This is a genomic window from Paraburkholderia unamae, from assembly GCF_003096875.1.
Lineage (GTDB): Bacteria > Pseudomonadota > Gammaproteobacteria > Burkholderiales > Burkholderiaceae > Paraburkholderia > Paraburkholderia unamae.
On record NZ_QEOB01000014.1, the window covers coordinates 74,100 to 92,917 of the forward strand.

Sequence of the window (18,818 nt, forward strand, 5' to 3'; positions counted from 1 at the left end):
CCCCCGCGCGCCGCTCACCGATCCTTCCAGCACGTCTGCACAACCGCCTCGGCTGCGCTGCCGCCCACGCCCTGATTGCGGCGCACGCCTGTGGCGTCGAGCACGTACGCGCCGCAAGCGTCGTCGCGCATCGGTCCGGATTCCACGGGCTCGGCCGCGATCGCGTAACCCCCGTTGGAGTCGTCGGCCGGTATGAGACGCAGGCGGTAAGCCGGTGCCCCCGTTGACGGCGACTGATCGAATCCTGCTGGCAGCGTTCCGGTCGAAGCGCTCTGCGTGTCGACGAACTGCGCCGCGCGGTAAAGCGCCGCCACGGCGTCGACGCGGTGCCCGCGTGCGATCTGCGCGTGCCACGACGGCAACGCGAAGGCCGCAACCACGGCCGCCACAGCGAGCGCAATGACCAGCTCGAGCAGCGTGAACGCGCGGTGCCGGTAGTTTTTCACCATGCCTCCTGCTCCCCGCTTCAAAACGGCCGCGCAACGACCTGCCGCCAATGGCGCTCGATGTGCCTTGCGTCGCCTGTGTCGTCGAAGATCAACTGCGCCTGTAGCCAGCTTTGCGCCTGTTCGGACGCGCCGAAGCCGCGCGCGGTGACGAGATACGCACGCACCAGCGGACGGCTGTCGATACGCCACGCCTCGGCCAGGCACTGCGGCGGCCGGGCCGATCCCGGCCACGCGGCAACAGGCGTGAGCGCCTGGCGCTCGAAGGTGTCTTGCCGCCGCCAGGCTTGCGGCTCGCCGGATTGCGTCGCGGCGACGGGTGCGCTCATCGAGCCATTCGCCAACTCACGCGCGCAGAGTACGAGCACGGCTTCGGCGGCATGAAAGGCGCGCAGATGATCGACGACGGCGTCGGCGTTGCGTGCCTCGAGCAGGGCCGCCTCGAACGAGGCCGCCGAACTCACCAGCATCATCGAGACGATGAGCAGCACGACCGGCAACGCCATGCCGCGTCGTGCGGGCCGACTGAAGCGCAGATTCATACGGGCCAACGTCATGACGCCGCCAGCGCCGCATTGCGCAGCACGATGTGCCGCCAGAACGCCTGCCGCGCCCGCCCGTCCGCGCCGAGCCCCTGCGCGCCCTCGCAATCGACATAGTGCGTGCGCCGGGGAAAAGCGCCGCCGCGCACCAGCACGCACAGATCGACGGCGACGACCGAGGCCCACTGATCGCGCGCAAGCACCGACGCATCGACCGGCTGCGCCGCACCCGCCGTCCAGTAACGCAACCGCAAGCGCTCCACGCCCTCGACGAGCGGCTGCGCCGTGCCAACCTTGCCCGAGCCTTCGCAGTAGAGTTCGGGCTCGCCGGTCGATGCGCTCGCCTTGGCGTGATAGCGATTCACGATCTCGCTACCGGCCGCACCCGCCGCCTGACCGAGGCAGTCCGTGACCTGGCCGTTCGCGGCGGGCCACGTCGATACGCCGTCGCCCTGGTAGCGCAGCGCGAGCCCGTCCGAGCGGCCCGATAGCGATTCGCAGGCAAGCGCGGCGTCCGCGCCCACCGGCCGCCCAGCCATACAGCCGAAGATCGCCGGGCCGGCAAGCGGCACGCGCGTATCGGCGGCGACGAACCCGGCCATCTGGATCTGCTCGCCCATCAGCAGCAACGCGTTCATGCCTGCCTCGTGAATGCGCGCGGCATCGCTCGCATACGCGAACGCCTGACGCTGCGACCGGTAGGCCGCCAGCGCGCCAAGCGTCACCACGAGGCCGAGCGCCACGGCAATCGTCAGTTCGAGAAGCGTGTGGCCAGCGCCTCGACGCGCCAGGGTGAGCTTCGGTTTCATCGCAGGAACGCCAGCGCTACGCAGTCGCGTCCCGCCGGGACCGCGACGTCAAGACACGGCTGCGCCCGCGCAGCCTCAGCCGCACCCGAGGCCGCTGTGAACTGCGTGGCAAGCCAGGTGGCGCTCGCGATCGACACTTCGCCTGCGCTGCTCGATGTGGCGAGGCGCCCTTCTGGCACGATGGATGTCGACAGCGCCTTCCATCGATCCGTGGCCGCGCCCGTCACCGCCGTCGCGCGTGCGGCTTCGGCAAGCGCGGCGGCGGCGAAAACGGCGCGCTCGCGCGCCGCTGCCAACTGCGCATGGCGAGCCAAACCGAGTTGCGTGCTCATCAAGCCAAGACCGCTCATCGCCATGATGCCAAGCGCGATGGCGACTTCGAGCAGCGTCGATCCGCGCTCGCCAGCAATGCCCGCCCACCTCATGACGCCCCCGCGCACGCACCGTCGCTGATCCGCGCCCGGCCGCCCGCCGCGATGCGTATGCAGCGCCGCCATCGCGCGCCGCGCTGTGCCGCCGAAGCGGCGCGCGGCGCGACCTCGATATTGCGCAGACTGCCAATGGTCTGCCCCGCCGGCGGCGTAAACGTAATGGCGGTGAGCCCGGACGCCACCGCAATCGCGTCGAGCGCCGGCTGCACGCGCAGCGGCACGTAGGCGCCGCCTCGCTCGAACATGACGGCCCAGCCGCACGACCAGTCGGCAAGACCCGACGGGCACGCCTTCGCCGCCGCAAGACAGTTGCGCGCCGCGTCGACACGGCAAACGGTGATGCGCGCCTTGCGCCGGATCGCTTCGTTGCGCGCATAGGCGAGCGTGCCGAGCATCGCATTGGCGCGCGCATCGACCTGGTCGCGCACGCGCCAGGCGGTAAAAACGGGGGTGGACAGGGTCGCGCCGATCGCCAGCAAGACGATGACGACCATCGTTTCGATGAGCGTGAATCCTCCGTATTTCATCAGCAATCCTTAATCTGAATGGATTGCCATCAATCTACGGACGAATGCGAAACGAAACAATTAGCCGAACGGCTAGCTGGTGCGCGCGACGCCGACTCGCGAGAATGCAAGCATCACGACAGCGGCAGGGAACAGGAGGAAAAGCTATGCGAACGCGCTCAGCGCTTTTTCGCGGGAACAGCTGGGGTGGCGGCGGCGCCGGTGCGGCGGAATTCCTCGATCACGTCCTCGAATTCGGAAACGTCTTCGAAGCGTCGGTACACCGAAGCAAAACGTACGAACGCGACCTTGTCGAGTTCGCGCAATTCGCCCATCACGAGCTCGCCAAGGCGCTCGCTGCGCACTTCGCGCTCGCCGCTACCGAGCAGTTGATACTCGATGCGGGCAACCGCCGCGTCGATCGCGTCGGCCGCAACGGGCCGCTTGCGCAGCGCCAGTTGCATGCTCGCCATGATCTTGCGGCGGTCGAACTCCGTGCGGCTGCCGTCCTTTTTGACGATGGCCGGCATCGCCAGCTCGACCCGCTCGTACGTCGTGAAACGCTTGTCGCAGGCCGGGCAGCGGCGCCGGCGCCGGATCGCGGCGCCGTCTTCGGACACGCGCGAGTCGACGACCTGCGTGTCTTCGTGCCGGCAAAAGGGGCAGCGCATACTGGCTTAGCGGTAAACCGGGAAGCGCTTCGTCAGCTCGGCGACCTGCGCCTTCACGCGCTCGATCGTCGCTGCGTCTTCCGGATTGTCGAGCACGTCGGCAATCAGGTTGCCCACCTGCTCGGCTTCCTTCACGCCGAAGCCGCGCGTCGTCATCGCCGGCGAACCCAGACGGATACCGCTCGTCACGAACGGCTTTTCCGGGTCGTTCGGAATCGCGTTCTTGTTCACCGTGATGTGCGCGGAGCCGAGCACGGCTTCCGCTGCCTTGCCGGTGATGTTCTTCGCACGCAGGTCGACCAGCATCACGTGGCTTTCCGTGCGGCCCGAGACGATGCGCAGACCGCGCTTGACCAGGGTTTCGGCCAGCACGCGCGCGTTTTCGACCACGTGCTGCTGATAGGTCTTGAATTCCGGCGCGAGCGCTTCCTTGAACGCCACGGCCTTGCCCGCGATCACGTGCATGAGCGGACCGCCCTGGATGCCCGGGAAGATCGCCGAGTTGATCTGCTTCTCGAATTCGGCCTTCATCAGGATCACGCCGCCGCGCGGGCCGCGCAGGCTCTTGTGCGTGGTCGTGGTGACGAAGTCGGCGTGCGGCACCGGGTTCGGGTAGACGCCCGCGGCGATCAGGCCTGCGTAGTGCGCCATGTCGACCATGAAGTACGCGCCAACGGCCTTGGCAACCTTGGAGATGCGCTCGAAATCGATACGCAGCGCGAATGCCGACGCACCGGCGATGATCAGCTTCGGCTTGGTTTCGTGCGCGCGCTTTTCGAGCGCTTCGTAGTCGATGTCTTCGTTGGCGTCGAGGCCGTAGCTCACCACGTTGAACCACTTGCCGCTCATGTTGAGCGCCATGCCGTGCGTGAGGTGACCGCCTTCGGCGAGGCTCATGCCCATGATCGTGTCGCCCGGCTTGAGCACGGCGAAGAACACGCCCTGGTTGGCCTGCGAGCCCGAGTTCGGCTGAACGTTCGCGGCTTCGGCGCCGAACAGTTGCTTCACGCGGTCGATCGCGAGCTGCTCGACGATATCCACGTATTCGCAGCCGCCGTAATAGCGCTTACCGGGGTAGCCTTCGGCGTACTTGTTGGTGAGCTGCGAGCCCTGAGCGGCCATGACCGCGGGCGAGGTGTAGTTTTCCGACGCGATGAGCTCGATGTGCTCTTCCTGGCGGCGGTTTTCGAGTTCGATCGCCTTGAAGAGTTCGGGATCGACGTTGGCGATGGTGCTTTCGGCTCTGTCAAACATACGGATTCCGTTAAGTGTGTTCAGGTTGACCGGGTCTCGCGCGGAACGCGTAGCGGGTACGCGGCGCTGCTGGCAAAGAGGCCAGCCTTGACGTGGCGGAAGGAGGCGCCGCACACGCGAGGCAGGACAGCCATGGCCCATCAAGGCCCAGCAGCGCTAATGAAAGCGCGCGAAAATCGGCTGCCCAGGCGAACGGCAAAACGGCACCCTGCGCTTCACGGTGGGTCGTTCCACCTTGAGTCCCCAATAGCCGGCTTGCAGCCGCCACTTCGGAACCCTATCGCCAGTCACGCAGGGATTGAGCGCGTTAGTGTATTGGAACGGCAGGGAATAGGCAACCGCCCGCGCAACGCCTTGACGGGCGCGGGTTGCGGCGCGAACGACGGTACCAACTGCGCGGTGAACGATGGCGTCAACGGCGGCGTCAACGGCGGCGTGAACTGCTGCACGAACTACGGCCCGGTCGCCAAAGCGCCGCCGGCCGCCATGCGCACCGCGCGCGTTCTGTCCCTTCCTTGCCGCAACGCGGCATTGGAAGTAGGCTTTCCCCTTTCTTCGCCTACCACCGACCAGGGAGCCACCATGATCGTTTTCGTCACCGGCGCGTCCGCCGGCTTCGGCGCCGCCATCGCCCGCGCCTTCGTAAAGGGCGGGCATCGCGTCGTCGCCACCGCGCGTCGCAAGGACCGCCTCGACGCTCTCGCCGCCGAACTCGGCGACGCCCTCCTGCCCATCGAACTCGACGTGCGCGACCGCGCGGCGGTCGAAGCCGCGCCCGGCGCGCTGCCGCCCGAGTTCGCAGGCGTCGACGTGCTCGTCAACAACGCCGGGCTCGCGCTCGGCGTGGAGCCGGCGCAGAAGGCCGACCTCGACGAGTGGGAGACCATGATCGACACCAACTGCACGGGTCTGGTGCAGGTTACCCACGCGTTCCTGCCCGGCATGATCGCGCGCAACCGCGGCCACATCTTCAATCTCGGGTCGGTGGCGGGCCGCTGGCCGTATGCGGGCGGCAACGTCTATGGCGCGACCAAGGCCTTCGTGCGCCAGTTCAGCCTGAACCTGCGCGCCGACCTCGCGGGCACCGCGCTGCGCGTGACCGACATCGAGCCGGGCCTGTGCGGCGGCACCGAATTCTCGAACGTGCGCTTTCGCGGCGACGAAGACAAGGCGGCCAACGTCTACAAGGACGTGCAGCCGCTCACGGCAGAGGATATCGCCGACTCGATCTACTGGATCGCCACGCGCCCGGCCCACGTCAATATCAACACGATCGAGCTGATGCCCGTCGCCCAGTCTTTCGCCGGACTGAGCATCCATCGCGGCTAAAATCTGCTTACGTTTTTCTTACTTATGTCAGTCGTACGAAAGACGCGAAAGACGTAGAAGCTGCGCGTTCCGGTAGAATGCGCGGCATGGAAAATTGCACCAGCAAGCCGGACGAGGAGTCATCCCCGGCCGGCCGCGATTTCACGTGGCCAGTGCGGGTCTACTACGAAGACACCGACGCCGGCGGCATCGTGTTTTACGCGAATTACCTCAAGTTTTTCGAGCGAGCGCGCACCGAATGGCTGCGCGCGTGCGGCGTCGACCAGCGTCGGCTCGCCGAGGAAACGGGCGTGCTTTTTGTCGTGCGCAGCACCGCGCTCGACTACCGCGCGCCCGCGCGTCTCGACGAAGTCGTCACGACCGTGAGCCGCGTCGAAAAACTCGGCCGTGCCTCGGTCGACTTCATGCAGGAGGCGTGGCGCGACGGCACGCTGCTCGTCACGGGCGCCATCCGCGTTGCCTGCGTCGACGGCCGGGCCATGCGTCCCGCCCCCATTCCAGCCCACGTTCATGCAGCCTTGCAACGTGGACCGCAGAAAGACCTGCACGCCGTGTCAACGGCAGTGCAGTAATTACCGTTGATACGACGCCAGTGAACTCGCGCCGGTCAATGCAGGACCAAGCAGGGTTCGGCCGCGGCGGCGCGAAAGCTTCCCAAACGCCTACAGGAAGCCTCGCGTTGTCTTGCAGCCGCTCGCCCCTTCCGGGACGTCACAACGAACCTATATGAACACTACACAAGATCTGTCGATCATTTCTCTCGTTCTTAATGCGAGCATACTGGCACAGGCGGTGATGGGGCTTCTTCTGCTCATGTCGCTGATTTCCTGGACCTTCATCTTCCGCAAGTGGTTCGCGATCCGCCGGGCGCGCACCCAGACCGAGCGCTTCGAGCGCGACTTCTGGTCGGGCGGCGACCTGCAAGCGCTCTATCAGAGCGCGGCGAACAACCGTCACACGATCGGTGCGCTCGAGCGTATCTTTGAATCGGGCATGCGCGAATTCCTGAAGGCGAAAGAAAAACGCCTGAACGATCCGGGCGCCGTGCTCGACGGCGCGCGCCGCGCCATGCGCGCGGCTTTCCAGCGCGAAATGGACGCACTTGAGGCGAACCTCTCGTTTCTCGCCTCGGTCGGCTCGGTGAGCCCGTACATCGGTCTCTTCGGCACGGTCTGGGGGATCATGAACGCGTTCCGCGGCCTCGCGAACGTGCAGCAGGCCACGCTCGCGAACGTCGCGCCCGGCATTGCCGAAGCGCTGACGGCGACCGCGATCGGTCTGTTCGCCGCCATTCCGGCGGTGGTCGCGTACAACAGCTACGCCCACGACATCGACCGTCTCGCGATTCGCTTCGAAACCTTCATCGAAGAATTTTCGAACATCCTGCAACGTCAGGCCCACTAATCTTCAGCAGTCAGCAAGGAGTCGAAGATGGGAGGCTCAGTCCGTTCGAGCATGCGAGGCAGCCGCTCGCGCCGCGCGATGGCCGATATCAACGTCGTGCCGTATATCGACGTGATGCTGGTGTTGCTCGTGATCTTCATGGTGACGGCGCCGCTCGTCGCGCCGTCCATTGTCAACCTGCCCACCGTGGGCGGGGCTTCGCAACAGCAGCAGGTTCCACCGGTCGTGGTCAATATTCGCCCCGACGGCAATCTGAGCGTACGCTATAAGGACGATTCCGGCGCCACGCAGCAGGAAAACATGACGCGCGCCGATCTCAACGGCTTCGTCGCCGATCGCGAGCAAAGCCATCCCGACCAGCCCGTCGTGATCGCGGCCGACAAGTCCGTCAAGTACGAGACGGTGATGAACGTGATGTCCGACCTGAAGGCGCATGGCGTCAAACGTGTCGGACTGCTCGTCAAATCGCAATGATCCGCAAGAACGATTCGTATCCGCTGCAACCTCCACGCGAGCGTGGCACGGGACGTGCTGTCGCGCTCGCGGTGCTCATGCACCTGCTGCTCGGTCTGTTCCTGTATCACGGCATCCATTGGCAGAACAGCACGCCGGCGGGCGAAGAAGCGGAACTCTGGACCGAGGTGCCGGACCTGTCGACGCCGAAGCCGTTGCCGCCGCCCGCGCCGGTGGCCCCGACCCCTGCCCCGCCGCCGCCGCAAGCCGAGGACGCCGACATCGCGCTGCAACAGCAAAAGCGTAAGCAGCAGGAAGCGGCACGCGAGGCGCAACTGGCCGAGCAGCAGCGCCTGAAGCAGCAGCAGGAAGCGGAGGCGAAGCGCCAGCAGCAGCTCGCGGCCCAGCAGGCCGCGCAACTGGCCGCGCAGCAAAAGGCGCAGAAGCTCAAGCAACAGCAGCAGCAGGAGCAACAACAGGCCGCGGCTGAAAAGCAGAAGCAGCAGGAACAGCAGCAAGAAGCGCTCAAGAAGCAGCAGCAAGAAGATCAGCAGAAGCAGGCGAAGCTCGACGCGCAGAAGAAAGCCGACGCCGAAAAGGCGGCCAAGGCGAAGGCCCAGGCCGACGCCCAGGCGAAGAAGCTCGACGCGGAACGCCGCGCCCGCATCGCGCAGATGCAAGGCTCGATGGGCGGCGGTGAAGGTTCGAGCGGCAACGGTCTGGCGAAGAGCGGCACGGGCAGCGGCTCGGGCGGCAATGCGACTTCGCCGGGTTATGCGGACAAGGTGCGCCGGCGTGTGCGTCCGAACATCGTGTGGGCGGGCGAAACGTCCGGTCTCGAAACGGAGATTTCGGTGCGTTGCTCGCCGACGGGCACGCTGCTTTCGGCGTCGATCACGCGCAGCAGCGGCAACGCGTCGTGGGACGATGCTGCATTGCGCGCGGTCCAGCGCTCGGATCCGATGCCGGTCGATACTGACGGCAAGACGCCTTCGAGCTTCAAGATCACCTTGCGCCCGGCAGGCTAAGGGCTGCCATAAGATGCAGAAAGGTTGACGAAAGCCGGCACGCGGCGGCAGACCAAGGAACGATTCGAACGAATTCGGGTCAGTCTGCTGTTGCGTGGTGTCACAAAAATCGCTTTTTCAGGAAACAGTACAGCATGAGTTTGATGACGAAGCTTGGCCTGCGAACCCTCGTCGCGTCCTGCCTGATTACGGCTGGCGGCGCAGCGAACGCACAACTCAACGTCCTCGTCACCGGCGTGGGCTCCACCCAGTTCCCCATCGCCACGGCAAACTTCGCCGGCGAAGCGAATTCTCCCCAACAGGTCGCGGCTATCGTGCGCTCCGACCTTCAGCGCAGCGGCAAATTCACGAACATCGACGCGGGCAGCGCGCCGATCTCGGAAAACGACTCGGTCGACCTCGGCAGCTGGAAGGCCAAGGGCGCGAATGCGTTCGTCGCGGGCAGCGTGAACAAGCTCGCCAACGGCCAGTACGAAGTGCGCTTCAAGCTCTACGACACCGTGAAGGGCGAAAGCCTCGGCGGCCTCGTGCTCACGAGCCCCGCGAGCGGCTTGCGCATGAGCGCCCACAAGGTCGCGGACTACATCTATCAGAAACTGCTCGGCGATCGGGGTGTGTTCGCCACACGTCTGTCGTACGTGATTCGCACGGGCGGCCGTTATCAATTGCAGATTTCGGACTCCGACGGACAAGACGCGCACATTGCGCTCTCGAGCCCCGAGCCGATCATCTCGCCGGCCTGGTCGCCTGACGGCACCAAGGTCGCTTACGTATCTTTCGAAAAGAAAAAGCCGATCGTCTACGTGCATGACCTGCCTACGGGTCGCCGTGTGGTCATCTCCGACCAGAAGGGCAACAATTCGGCGCCCGCCTGGTCACCGGATGGACGCACGCTTGCCGTCGCACTGTCGCGCACGGGCAACACGCAGATCTTCGCCGTCAATGCCGACGGCTCCGGCCTGCGCCGCCTCACGCAAGGCACGACGATCGATACCGAACCCACCTACTCTCCTGACGGACGCACGATTTACTTCACGAGCGACCGCGGCGGCCAGCCACAGATCTACAAGATGCCGGCCCAGGGCGAAAGCACCGGAGCAGCACAACGCGTGACCTTCTCCGGTAACTACAATACGAGCCCGCGGGTCAGCCCGGACGGCAAGCAACTGGCGTACATCTCACGCACGGGCGGCGGATTTAAGTTGTACATTCAAGATCTGCAATCCGGTGTCGCCACAGCGCTCACTGACACGACACATGACGAATCGCCGAGCTTCGCGGCGAACGGTCAGTACATTCTTTACGCCACTCAGGTGAACGGCCGTGGCGTGCTGGCTGCTGTATCGACCGATGGTCGTACTCGGCAAATCCTGTCCGTTCAGGGCGGCGTCGTACGCGAGCCGTCCTGGGGTCCTTTTATGCAATAACACTTCAGGAGAGCAAAAATGATGTCGAAGAAAATCCGCCTGGCTTTGGCCGTCTTGATGATCGGCGCACTGGCAGCATGCAAGTCGGGCGTCAAGGAAGAAAACCAGAACGCCGGCGCGATGAGCACCCAACCGAACCCGAACGCGGTTGCCCAGGTGAACGTCGACGAACTGAACAACCCGAACAGCCCGCTCGCCAAGCGCAGCGTGTACTTCGATTTCGACAGCTACGCCGTCAAGGACGACTACCAGTCGCTGCTGCAAGCGCACGCGCAATACCTCAAGACGCACCCGGAACGTCACGTCCTGATCCAGGGCAACACCGACGAGCGCGGCACGAGCGAATACAACCTGGCACTGGGCCAGAAGCGTGCTGAAGCCGTCCGTCGCGCCCTCTCGCTGATGGGCGTGCCCGACTCGCAGATGGAAGCTGTCAGCCTCGGTAAGGAAAAGCCGGTCGCAACGGGCCACGACGAAGCATCGTGGGCGCAAAACCGCCGTGCTGACCTCGTGTATCAACAGTAATTGAGTATTGGATGAAGGGGCGTATGTCGCACCGTTTCTCCCTGCTGCGGACTGCCGCAGCCGCCTGCGTGGCCGGCGTCGCCTTTTCGGCGCTGCCGGCCCACGCGGGTCTCTTCGATGACGATCAGGCGCGCCAGGCGATCCTCGACCTGCGCGCGAAAACGGACAGCCTGGCGACCCAGTTGTCCGCCGCCCAGCGCACGATCCTCGACCAGTCCAACCACATCGACCAGCTCAACCAGCAGGTCGCCACGTTGCGCGGACAGGACGAGGACATGGCGAACCAGTTGGCGACCCTGCAAAAGCAACAGAAGGACTACTACACGGATCTCGACACGCGGCTCAAGAAGTTCGAACCGCAGCAGGAGACCGTGGACGGCGTGCAAGGCACGGTTCAGCCGGGTGAAATGGAAACGTTCAACGCCGCTTCGCAGCAGTTCCGCAACGGCGACTTCAAGAACGCGGCCACGTCGTTCCGTAGTTTCATCTCGAAGTTCCCGCAGAGTCCTTATCAGCCGACCGCGCAGTATTGGCTCGGCAACGCGCTTTACGCGCTGAAGGACTACAAGGGGTCGACCGCGACGTGGCAGAACCTGGTCAGCAAGTACCCGCAACATCCGCGCGCCCCCGAGGCGCTGCTGGCGATTGCGAACAATCAGATCGAGCAAGGGCAAAAGGCTGCGGCCAAGCGCACGCTCGAGCAGATCGTTTCGCAGTACGGCAGCTCGGACGTTGCCCAGACGGCGCAGAGCAAGCTCTCCCAGCTCAAATAAGCGCTGCTGGCTGGTTTTGGCGTCACGCGGAGCAGGCTTGCAGGTTGCCGCTGCCGCGACATGCGCCTCTCGCGTGTAAGGAAGGCCCGGGGCACGACGTGGCCCGGGCTTTTTCAATCGGCTTTGTGACGGGTATGGTTGACACTTCAGCCATGTCTCGCTATAATCCCGCTTCTCTTTTGGGTCGTTAGCTCAGCTGGTAGAGCAGCGGACTTTTAATCCGTTGGTCACAGGTTCGAATCCCGTACGGCCTACCAAAGCATCAAACAAAAAGCCCAGTCTTCGGACTGGGCTTTTTGCTTTCCAGGCGCCGCGCGCCATGAAAGCGGCGGCACGCGAGCATGCGTCCAGCATGTATACTTGCCCCTTCCCCGCCGTCCCCTCTCCCGCTGCACAGGCCCGTCACCATGAAGTTCACGACTATTGCCTGCGCTCTGCTCGCGCTTTTCTGGCTCAGTCTGCGCGTTCAGGCGCAAACCCAACCTCAACCCGAGGACTACGAATACCTGCGCCGCATTCGCGTGCCGGACGCCGTCGTCAATTGCGTCGCCGCGCTCGACGAGTGGGTGCACAAGGCCCAGCGCTACGATTCGCTGCTCGTGCCCGACCGCCGCGCGCTCACCGCCAATATCGAGAGCCCCGTGCCCCCGAGCGCCACGCCCGTGCCGCCCGCGAGCGCCGCCGTCACGCAGGTCACGCCCATCGACACGCTGATCCATCTGCACGCCTTCGCCAAGGTGCGCGGCAAGTACGCCTGGGTACCCGTCAAGGCGACCTGCGGCATCTGGCATTCGCACGTCGTCGACGTCGCGCTCTCGCCGCGCAGCACGCATACCGCTTCGCCCATCCACTGAGACCGCGCGCATCCGGCGTGCGCCGGCGCGCTCAGTTCGCCATGCCGCGCGCGGCGGCGGGCGCCTTGCACAACGCCGCGTTGTGCAAGATTGCTTTGCCGGTCGGCTGGTAGTTCTCTTCGTCGCAAGGCGGCAAGCCGAACGATGCGTCGCTGTCCTTGTCGCTGTCGTCGTGATTGCGCAGCGCCGTCGTCTGCGCGAGTGTGGCGAGGCACTTCGCGTTCTCGCCCAGATGATATTGCGTGAGCGCGAGGTCGCTGCGCACGCGATCGGCTTCGATCCAGTCCATGTCCATCGAACACTCGCCGATCAGTTGCGTGAACCCCGTTTCGGCCGCCGCGTAGTCCTTCTTCGCATATTGCGCGCGCGCCTGCGTGAGACGCGCCGCGCGCGAGTGGTCGGTGCAGGCGGCGCCCGGCTTCCGGTACTCGCCGTCGAACATCGCGCGCGCGCCGCAAGCGGTGCGGCATGCGTCAGCGCCGCCGGAATCGAGCCGCAAGGTGCCGTGGCCGCCTGAAATCGAGATGTGGCAGGTCTCGCCGCCATCGCTCGACACCCCTGCATTGCCTTTGAGCGTGCCGGAGAGCGAGCACGTGTGACAGTTGCCGCCGATCGTATCGAGCGTGAACCGGTTTCCCTTTACGACGAGCGTGCCATGCGCGTGGCCGCCTTCGACGTAGAAATATTCGCCGGGTTCGACAGCCGATGCGGGCGCAACGAATGCGCCCGCCACTCCCATCAAACCGCATGCGCCTGCAATCCACAACGCCGCGCGCGCCCCTGCCCGTCGCCCTGACTTCATCATTCCTTCATCCTCTCGCGACATCGCCGCAATGCGTTGCGGGCCAATGTAGCAAAAAAGCCCGCGCGCCATTCGGCGCACGGGCTTCGCATGAAGTCTGGTGCGGCGTTCGCCGCACGCGAAATCAGTCGGCCTTGACGCCTTCCACCTGGATCTGCAAGGTGGTGGCCGTCTTGAAGCCGTACGACTGGCCCCAGTTCACGCCGTAGTCGGCGCGGTCGAACTGCGCCGATGCGTCGGCGCCGCACACTTCGCGCTTGAGCATCGGGTTCTGGAAGCACTTGAACGAATCGATCTTCAGGTTCAGCGGCTTCGTCACGCCGTGCAGCGTGAACGTGCCGATCACTTCCACGGGCTTGTCGCCGTCGAAGCGGATCGACGTGCCCTTGTAGGTGGCCGTCGGGTACTTGGCGGTGTCGAGGAATTCAGCCGAGCTCACGTGCTTGTCGAGCTGCGAATTGCCGGTATCGATCGACGCTGCGTCGATCGTCACGTCCACCGTGCCCGTCTTCGCCGCGCGGTCCAGCGTGACCGTGCCCGAGCTCTTCGTGAACTTGCCGCGCCACACCGAGACGCCGCCGAAGTGGTCGGCTTCGAAGCTCGGATACGTGTGCATTGGGTCCAGGTTGTAGGTCGTCGTGGCCGCGAACGCGGGCGTGGCGATGGCGGCGGCCAGTGCGGCGGCCGCGGCGGCGGCGAAAATCGTCGTCTTCATGAAGCGATTCCTGATGCGAGAGAAACTGCGTGAAAAATGCGTGGCCGGTGCGCGTCAGTGCGCGGCGGACACGATGTGAAATTTGATCTGCACGTCGTCGGCCACGACAGAGGTGTCCTTCCACTCGCCCGCGCCAATGCCGTATGCGAGGCGCTTGATGGGCAGCGTGCCGTCGAACACCTGGTTCGCGCCGTCCTTGTGGAATTGCACCGGCACCACGACGTCGGTCGTCTTGCCCTTGATCGTGAGCTTGCCGGCCACTGTGAACGCGCCGTTCGCGCCCGGCTTGATCTGCGTGGAAACGAAAGTCGCGTGCGGGAAGTGCGCGGCGTCGAACCACTCGTCGCCCGCGACTTCCTTGTTGTATTCCGGCGCGCCGATGTCGAAGCTCGCCACCTCGACGTCGAGCTTCGCGCTCGACGCCGCGACGTTGGCCGGATCGAAGTGCACGTCGGCGGAAAAGTGGTTGAAGCGCCCTTCGACAGGCACGTTCATCTGCTTGAACACGGCGGTGACCGAGTTCTTCGCGGCCTCGGCGGCGGCATTCGCGCTGGTGGCGAAAGCCGCGCCTGCGGCGAGCGCCGCGCCGAGCGCGACGACGGAAACGGAATGGGCAAGGCGTTGAATCATGGGCGTTCGGTCCACGTTGGAGTGCGTCGGGAAGTCGGTGAAATGGGTCCGGCGCGACACGCGCCGGGCAAGTCAGTCGCGCGGCGTGCCGAACGGCAGCATGCGCGCGAGGATGTTCTGCCGGTCGATCAACTGATGCTTGATGACCGCGAGCACGTGCAGCACGACCACGGTGAGCAAGGTGTAGTTGAGCGCGATATGCACGAAGCGCAGCACGCCCTTGAGCGCGGTGTCGGGGGCGATCAGCACGGGCATCGGCCAGATGCCGAGGTACACCACCTGGATGCCCGCCGCCGAGCTGTACAGGTAGCCCGTGACCGGAATCGCGACCATCAGCACATAGAGGGCTGCGTGGCCCACGTGCGCGGCGAGCCGCTCCCAGCCATGCATGGAGCCGGGCAGCGCCGGCGCCGTGTGCGTGGCGCGCCAGACAATGCGCACGAGCACGAGCGCGAGCACGGTCACGCCGATCCACTTGTGCCACGAGAAGTAGCGCAGCTTGGTGGGCGTGATGCCGGGAATGTCGGTCATGACCCAGCCGAGCGCAAAGCCCCAGACGATGAGCGCGGCGATCAGCCAGTGCAGCAGCATGGCAAAGCCGTTATAGCGACCGGCGGGCTTGACGGTAGGGTTCATCGGCATACGACTCCAATATTCGAGGTGTGCACTTTACCCGGCCAAACCTATACAAACAATCGTCTAAAATGGATGGTTATCATCCACTTTCTCGATAGGTCGACGATGGGCCACACTTCGGATCGCGCCTCGGACCGCTCCCCCAGCCTCGAACAGCTGCGCGCGCTCATCGCCGTCGCCGAAACAGGCAGCTTCTCGGCGGCGGCGCGCCAGCTCGACCGCGCGCAGTCGGTGGTCAGCTATACGATCGCCAATCTCGAGGCGCTGCTGGGCGTGGCGCTGTTCGAGCGTGGCAAGCGCAAGCCGGAACTCACGGCCGCGGGCCGCGCGATCCTAGCCGATGCGCGCCGCCTCGATCTGCTCATGGGTCAGCTTAACGCCAAGGCGGCCGGCTTGCAGCGCGGGCTCGAGGGCGAGGTGTCCCTGGCTGTGGACGTGATGTTTCCGTCGCAGCGGCTCGTCGAGGCGTTGCAGGCGTTCGCATTCACGTTTCCCACCGTCGCGCTGAATCTCACCATGGAGGCGCTCGGCGGCGTGCTCAAGCTCGTGCTCGACGGCGACTGCGCACTGGGCATCAGCGGGCCGAACCACAACTGGCCGCATGTGATCGAGGCGCAGTCCATCGGCACCGTCGAACTCGTCATGGTCGCGGCGCCTTGCCATCCGCTCGCCAAGGCGGAGCAGCCGGTGCGCATTTCCGATGCGCGCGAGCACACGCAACTCGTGCTGACCGATCGCAGCCGCCTCACCGAAGGCCAGAACTTCGGCGTGTACAGCAATCGCGCGTGGAAGCTCGGCGACCTGGGCGCCAAGCACCGGCTGCTGCTCGCGGGACTCGGCTGGGGGTCGATGCCCAGGCACCTCGTGGAAGCCGATCTCGAAGCCGGTAGGCTCGTGCGCGTCGCGCTCGCGGACCGGCGCTCGGTGAGCTACAACATCTCGCTGATCCATCGCACCAATGCGGCGCGCGGCCCCGCCAGCGAGTGGCTCAGCCATTACCTGTTGCAAGGCACGCCGCCGCAATCGCCCTTGCCCGACGCGCGTTGAAAGCGGCGGGCGCGCACAGGCGCTTGCATGAACGGAGTTGTACAAACGCAACCGAACGCGCGCCTGACAATGCTTCACAAACCCGCGCGAGCCGCGCCCCGCGTGGCGTACACGGCAACCCAGGCCGCCTGCGCGCAGCGCCCCCGCACGCGGCCGGATTTATCGAGATGCATCGCCATGCGAGGATCGCGCCACCACTCGCCTGGGAGCGGGCCCGAGCATCCCGCCCGGCCCGGCGCCCGCACGCGAGCCAGGTTTCGCTCGGTCGGTCATCACGCCTCATGGTCAACTTCATCTGCTTTCTGCTCTGGAATCTCGCCTTGCTCGTCGCCGTGCGGGTGGGCTGCTGGCTCATTCACTGCACGCGCCCCGATCTCACGCTGCACGGCACGCGTGTCTTCGTCGTCTTGATGGCGATTGCGCTCGTGTTCGATACGGCGATCACCTTCCTCGTGTTCGCCGACGCGGGCGGCGCGTGGAAAGCGCACAACCCGAGCGAGACCTGGCCGGAGCGCGCGCTGGCTTATGCGCTCGCCGCGTTGCTCGCCCTGCTCGCGGCGCGTCGCGCGCGCCGGGTGGAATCGCGCAAGGCCCGCAGCACACGCACGGCGCCGGAGGGTGCGCTCGAAATCGAAACGTCGCCATACAGCAAATCGACGTTGCCGATGTGAGCCAGGCGGTCAAACGCCCACATCCGGCCCGCCTCTCTCGACACACCCGGCTCACGCTTCAGCTTTTCTTGCTCTTACCGGCCTTTTGTGGCGCCGCCGCCGGGGCCGCGGCGGGCACCACGCCCGACCAACCCGGCAGATAGCGCGCGTCGGAATCGTGCGCGTGCGAAAGCGCGTCGGCGAGCGCGGCGTCGAAGTCCTTGCGCAAACGCGTTTCGGACACCTTGCGGCGCAGGTAGTCGGCCCACAGGAATTCGCTGAACGGCGTCGTGTCCTTCGCATAGCCGCCGGCCGTGCGCAACTCGCCCGCGAGGCTGCGGTAAGGGTCGTCAGCCAGACCGAGAAGCTGGCGCGGCAACTGGTCGAACTCGCAGCGCTCGCCCGCCGCGTCGAACGGATGCACCCACTGGTTGTGCTCCATCATTCGCCAGAAGATGGTGGGCTCGAGCCACGAGAGATCCTTGAGCACCGTCACGCGCACGCTCGCCACGCCTTCTTCGAGCCATGCGCGCCCGAGGTGGTGATGGTCGACCACGAAATAGCGCGACTTCGGGCCGAGCACGGCCGGGAACCAGTGCGAGTCGATGGCCGACGCGCGGCCCTTCTTGTCGAGCGCTTTCCAGTGTGCGCGCTTGACGTTCACTTCGCGCAGGCCAACGGTGATCTGCGTGGGGCGCAGCTCGTCGAGCTTCACGGTGACGAGATGGAGATCGGTGTTCTGAAGGTTCATTGCGGTCCTCCTTTTTGGTGTCTGAGCCAATCGCGCAACGATACCGCCGATTGATCCCGTATGCCGTAACAATCGCCCACGCGCCGGGCGCGCCCTGCGCAGGGTCAATCCCGAGGCGAGCGGGCACGCAGGATGCACGCTTTCGCCGCTTCGCCTATAAATGCGCTGAGGGACAGACGACGATAGCCACGCGCGTTCGTCATGCGCCCACATGTCACTTCAGTCAGTTCCGTCAGTTCCATGTCTTGCCTGCTCAACCAACGACACAAGCGAGGGCATTTTGGATCTCGAAACCATCCGCACATTCATCATGACCCGGGGCATCGACTTCGGGACCAAGGTCGTGGCGGCGATCGTCCTGTGGATCATCGGACGATGGGCCATCAATCTCGTCGCCGGCCTGCTGCGCAAGGTGCTCGCGCGTAACCAGCGCATCGATCCCACTCTCGCGCATTACCTCAGCTCGATCCTCGCCGCCGTATTGAACCTGCTGCTGGTCCTCGCGATCCTCCAGGTGTTCGGCGTGCAGACCACGTCGTTCGCCGCGCTCCTCGCCGGTCTCGGTCTCGCCATCGGCACGGCGTGGGGCGGCCTGCTCGCGCATTTCGCGGCGGGCGTGTTCATGCAGGTGCTGCGGCCGTTCAAGGTGGGCGACTTCGTGACGGCGGGCGGCGTGACGGGCACCGTGAAGGAGCTGGGCATCTTCGGCACGACCATCATTTCGCCGGACAACGTGGTGAACATCGTCGGCAACAACAAGATCTTTTCGGACACCATCTCGAACTACAGCGCGACGCCCTTGCGCCGCGTCGAGCTGACCGCGAAGATCGCCAACGGCGTCGATCCCGTCGACGCCGCCAACCGCTTGCGCGCGGCCCTCGCGAAGATTCCGAACGTCTCGCAGGAGCCGCCGCCCGACGTCGAGATCCTCTCGTTCACGCCCGAAGGCCCGCTGCTGGCCGTGCGGCCCTTCACGAGCAACGACACCTACTGGCAGGTGTACTTCGACACAAACCGCGCGATCGTCGAAACCTTCAAGGACGCGGGCTACCCCACGCCCGAAACGCCTTCGATCATTCGCCGCGCGGGCGGATAACGGCGGCTCGTCCCAACAAAAAACGGCATCGCCCTCGCG

24 protein-coding genes, 1 tRNA gene and 1 riboswitch are annotated in these 18,818 nt (G+C 65.3%); of the genes, 13 read left to right on the forward strand and 12 right to left on the reverse strand.

The genetic code is table 11. The features are described from left to right. Positions 1 to 14: 14 nt before the first annotated feature. From C7402_RS27405 to glyA, 7 genes are all read right to left on the reverse strand, one after another. Positions 15 to 446, reverse strand: a complete 432-nt coding sequence (locus C7402_RS27405) for a type IV pilin protein (protein ID WP_372460397.1) — start codon at positions 444 to 446, stop codon at positions 15 to 17. A 20-nt stretch (positions 447 to 466) separates the two neighbouring features. Then, entirely contained in the window at positions 467 to 1,003 is a 537-nt protein-coding gene (locus tag C7402_RS27410; protein ID WP_208949008.1) for a pilus assembly PilX family protein, read from the reverse strand. Further along, positions 1,000 to 1,797, reverse strand: a complete 798-nt coding sequence (locus tag C7402_RS27415; RefSeq protein ID WP_116612858.1) for a PilW family protein — start codon at positions 1,795 to 1,797, stop codon at positions 1,000 to 1,002. Before C7402_RS27415 ends, C7402_RS27410 begins: the two co-directional genes overlap by 4 nt. Further along, the gene (locus C7402_RS27420) at positions 1,794 to 2,222 is read right to left on the reverse strand and encodes a type IV pilus modification PilV family protein (protein WP_133254563.1); all 429 of its coding nucleotides are present in this window, start codon (positions 2,220 to 2,222) and stop codon (positions 1,794 to 1,796) included. Before C7402_RS27420 ends, C7402_RS27415 begins: the two co-directional genes overlap by 4 nt. Further along, the gene (locus C7402_RS27425) at positions 2,219 to 2,755 is read right to left on the reverse strand and encodes a GspH/FimT family pseudopilin (protein ID WP_116612860.1); all 537 of its coding nucleotides are present in this window, start codon (positions 2,753 to 2,755) and stop codon (positions 2,219 to 2,221) included. Before C7402_RS27425 ends, C7402_RS27420 begins: the two co-directional genes overlap by 4 nt. A gap of 158 nt (positions 2,756 to 2,913) precedes the next feature. Continuing rightward, positions 2,914 to 3,405, reverse strand: coding sequence for a transcriptional regulator NrdR (nrdR, locus tag C7402_RS27430; RefSeq protein WP_112173269.1), 492 nt, complete (start codon positions 3,403 to 3,405; stop codon positions 2,914 to 2,916). A 6-nt stretch (positions 3,406 to 3,411) separates the two neighbouring features. Beyond that, the gene (glyA, locus tag C7402_RS27435) at positions 3,412 to 4,659 is read right to left on the reverse strand and encodes a serine hydroxymethyltransferase (RefSeq protein ID WP_116612861.1); all 1,248 of its coding nucleotides are present in this window, start codon (positions 4,657 to 4,659) and stop codon (positions 3,412 to 3,414) included. A 175-nt stretch (positions 4,660 to 4,834) separates the two neighbouring features. Beyond that, positions 4,835 to 4,960: riboswitch (ZMP/ZTP riboswitch) on the reverse strand. 281 nt (positions 4,961 to 5,241) lie between these two features. Between glyA and ydfG the strand changes: the two genes are divergently transcribed. The 10 genes from ydfG (at position 5,242) to C7402_RS27485 (ending at position 12,452) form a co-directional block, all read left to right on the forward strand. Further along, complete coding sequence (ydfG, locus tag C7402_RS27440) at positions 5,242 to 5,988, forward strand: bifunctional NADP-dependent 3-hydroxy acid dehydrogenase/3-hydroxypropionate dehydrogenase YdfG (protein ID WP_116612942.1); 747 nt, start codon at positions 5,242 to 5,244, stop codon at positions 5,986 to 5,988. A gap of 77 nt (positions 5,989 to 6,065) precedes the next feature. After that, positions 6,066 to 6,560, forward strand: a complete 495-nt coding sequence (ybgC, locus tag C7402_RS27445; RefSeq protein WP_116612862.1) for a tol-pal system-associated acyl-CoA thioesterase — start codon at positions 6,066 to 6,068, stop codon at positions 6,558 to 6,560. A 154-nt stretch (positions 6,561 to 6,714) separates the two neighbouring features. Beyond that, positions 6,715 to 7,392, forward strand: coding sequence for a protein TolQ (gene tolQ, locus C7402_RS27450; protein ID WP_112173272.1), 678 nt, complete (start codon positions 6,715 to 6,717; stop codon positions 7,390 to 7,392). Positions 7,393 to 7,419: 27 nt separating this feature from the next. Continuing rightward, positions 7,420 to 7,866: a protein TolR gene (gene tolR / locus C7402_RS27455; RefSeq protein ID WP_112173273.1), complete on the forward strand. Its 447-nt coding sequence runs from the start codon at positions 7,420 to 7,422 to the stop codon at positions 7,864 to 7,866. Continuing rightward, on the forward strand, positions 7,863 to 8,873 hold the full coding sequence (tolA, locus tag C7402_RS27460; RefSeq protein WP_116612863.1) for a cell envelope integrity protein TolA: 1,011 nt from the start codon (positions 7,863 to 7,865) through the stop codon (positions 8,871 to 8,873). The genes tolR and tolA overlap by 4 nt, the downstream gene beginning before the upstream one ends. Before the next feature lie 134 nt (positions 8,874 to 9,007). After that, on the forward strand, positions 9,008 to 10,300 hold the full coding sequence (gene tolB / locus C7402_RS27465; RefSeq protein WP_116612864.1) for a Tol-Pal system beta propeller repeat protein TolB: 1,293 nt from the start codon (positions 9,008 to 9,010) through the stop codon (positions 10,298 to 10,300). Positions 10,301 to 10,318: 18 nt separating this feature from the next. Continuing rightward, a complete protein-coding gene (pal, locus tag C7402_RS27470; RefSeq protein WP_112173276.1) occupies positions 10,319 to 10,825 on the forward strand; it encodes a peptidoglycan-associated lipoprotein Pal in 507 nt (168 codons plus the stop codon). 23 nt (positions 10,826 to 10,848) lie between these two features. Then, on the forward strand, positions 10,849 to 11,598 hold the full coding sequence (ybgF, locus tag C7402_RS27475) for a tol-pal system protein YbgF (protein ID WP_112173277.1): 750 nt from the start codon (positions 10,849 to 10,851) through the stop codon (positions 11,596 to 11,598). Between the two features lie 181 nt (positions 11,599 to 11,779). Beyond that, positions 11,780 to 11,855, forward strand: a tRNA-Lys gene (locus tag C7402_RS27480). Between the two features lie 150 nt (positions 11,856 to 12,005). After that, positions 12,006 to 12,452 carry a BspC domain-containing protein gene (locus tag C7402_RS27485; RefSeq protein ID WP_116612865.1) on the forward strand — a complete coding sequence of 149 codons (447 nt, stop codon included), beginning with the start codon at positions 12,006 to 12,008 and terminating at the stop codon, positions 12,450 to 12,452. A 31-nt stretch (positions 12,453 to 12,483) separates the two neighbouring features. Here C7402_RS27485 and C7402_RS27490 read toward each other — a convergent pair whose 3' ends face one another. From C7402_RS27490 to C7402_RS27505, 4 genes are all read right to left on the reverse strand, one after another. After that, positions 12,484 to 13,191, reverse strand: a complete 708-nt coding sequence (locus C7402_RS27490; protein WP_165842013.1) for a hypothetical protein — start codon at positions 13,189 to 13,191, stop codon at positions 12,484 to 12,486. Positions 13,192 to 13,378: 187 nt separating this feature from the next. Continuing rightward, positions 13,379 to 13,969 (reverse strand): YceI family protein, encoded by a 591-nt coding sequence (locus C7402_RS27495; RefSeq protein ID WP_112173281.1) that lies wholly within the window; start codon positions 13,967 to 13,969, stop codon positions 13,379 to 13,381. Between the two features lie 54 nt (positions 13,970 to 14,023). Then, entirely contained in the window at positions 14,024 to 14,599 is a 576-nt protein-coding gene (locus C7402_RS27500) for a YceI family protein (protein WP_116612866.1), read from the reverse strand. Between the two features lie 72 nt (positions 14,600 to 14,671). After that, on the reverse strand, positions 14,672 to 15,241 hold the full coding sequence (locus C7402_RS27505; RefSeq protein WP_116612867.1) for a cytochrome b: 570 nt from the start codon (positions 15,239 to 15,241) through the stop codon (positions 14,672 to 14,674). 99 nt (positions 15,242 to 15,340) lie between these two features. Between C7402_RS27505 and C7402_RS27510 the strand changes: the two genes are divergently transcribed. Together C7402_RS27510 and C7402_RS27515 are read left to right on the forward strand one after the other, a co-directional pair. Beyond that, positions 15,341 to 16,282 carry a LysR family transcriptional regulator gene (locus tag C7402_RS27510; RefSeq protein WP_112173284.1) on the forward strand — a complete coding sequence of 314 codons (942 nt, stop codon included), beginning with the start codon at positions 15,341 to 15,343 and terminating at the stop codon, positions 16,280 to 16,282. Positions 16,283 to 16,563: 281 nt separating this feature from the next. Then, positions 16,564 to 16,953 carry a hypothetical protein gene (locus C7402_RS27515; RefSeq protein WP_116612868.1) on the forward strand — a complete coding sequence of 130 codons (390 nt, stop codon included), beginning with the start codon at positions 16,564 to 16,566 and terminating at the stop codon, positions 16,951 to 16,953. A 58-nt stretch (positions 16,954 to 17,011) separates the two neighbouring features. Here the strand turns inward: C7402_RS27515 and C7402_RS27520 are convergent, their stop codons facing one another. Beyond that, positions 17,012 to 17,683, reverse strand: coding sequence for a ParB-like protein (locus C7402_RS27520; RefSeq protein WP_116612869.1), 672 nt, complete (start codon positions 17,681 to 17,683; stop codon positions 17,012 to 17,014). 280 nt (positions 17,684 to 17,963) lie between these two features. Here C7402_RS27520 and C7402_RS27525 point away from each other — a divergent pair, with 280 nt between their 5' ends. Beyond that, on the forward strand, positions 17,964 to 18,779 hold the full coding sequence (locus C7402_RS27525; protein WP_116612870.1) for a mechanosensitive ion channel family protein: 816 nt from the start codon (positions 17,964 to 17,966) through the stop codon (positions 18,777 to 18,779). Positions 18,780 to 18,818 lie beyond the last annotated feature (39 nt).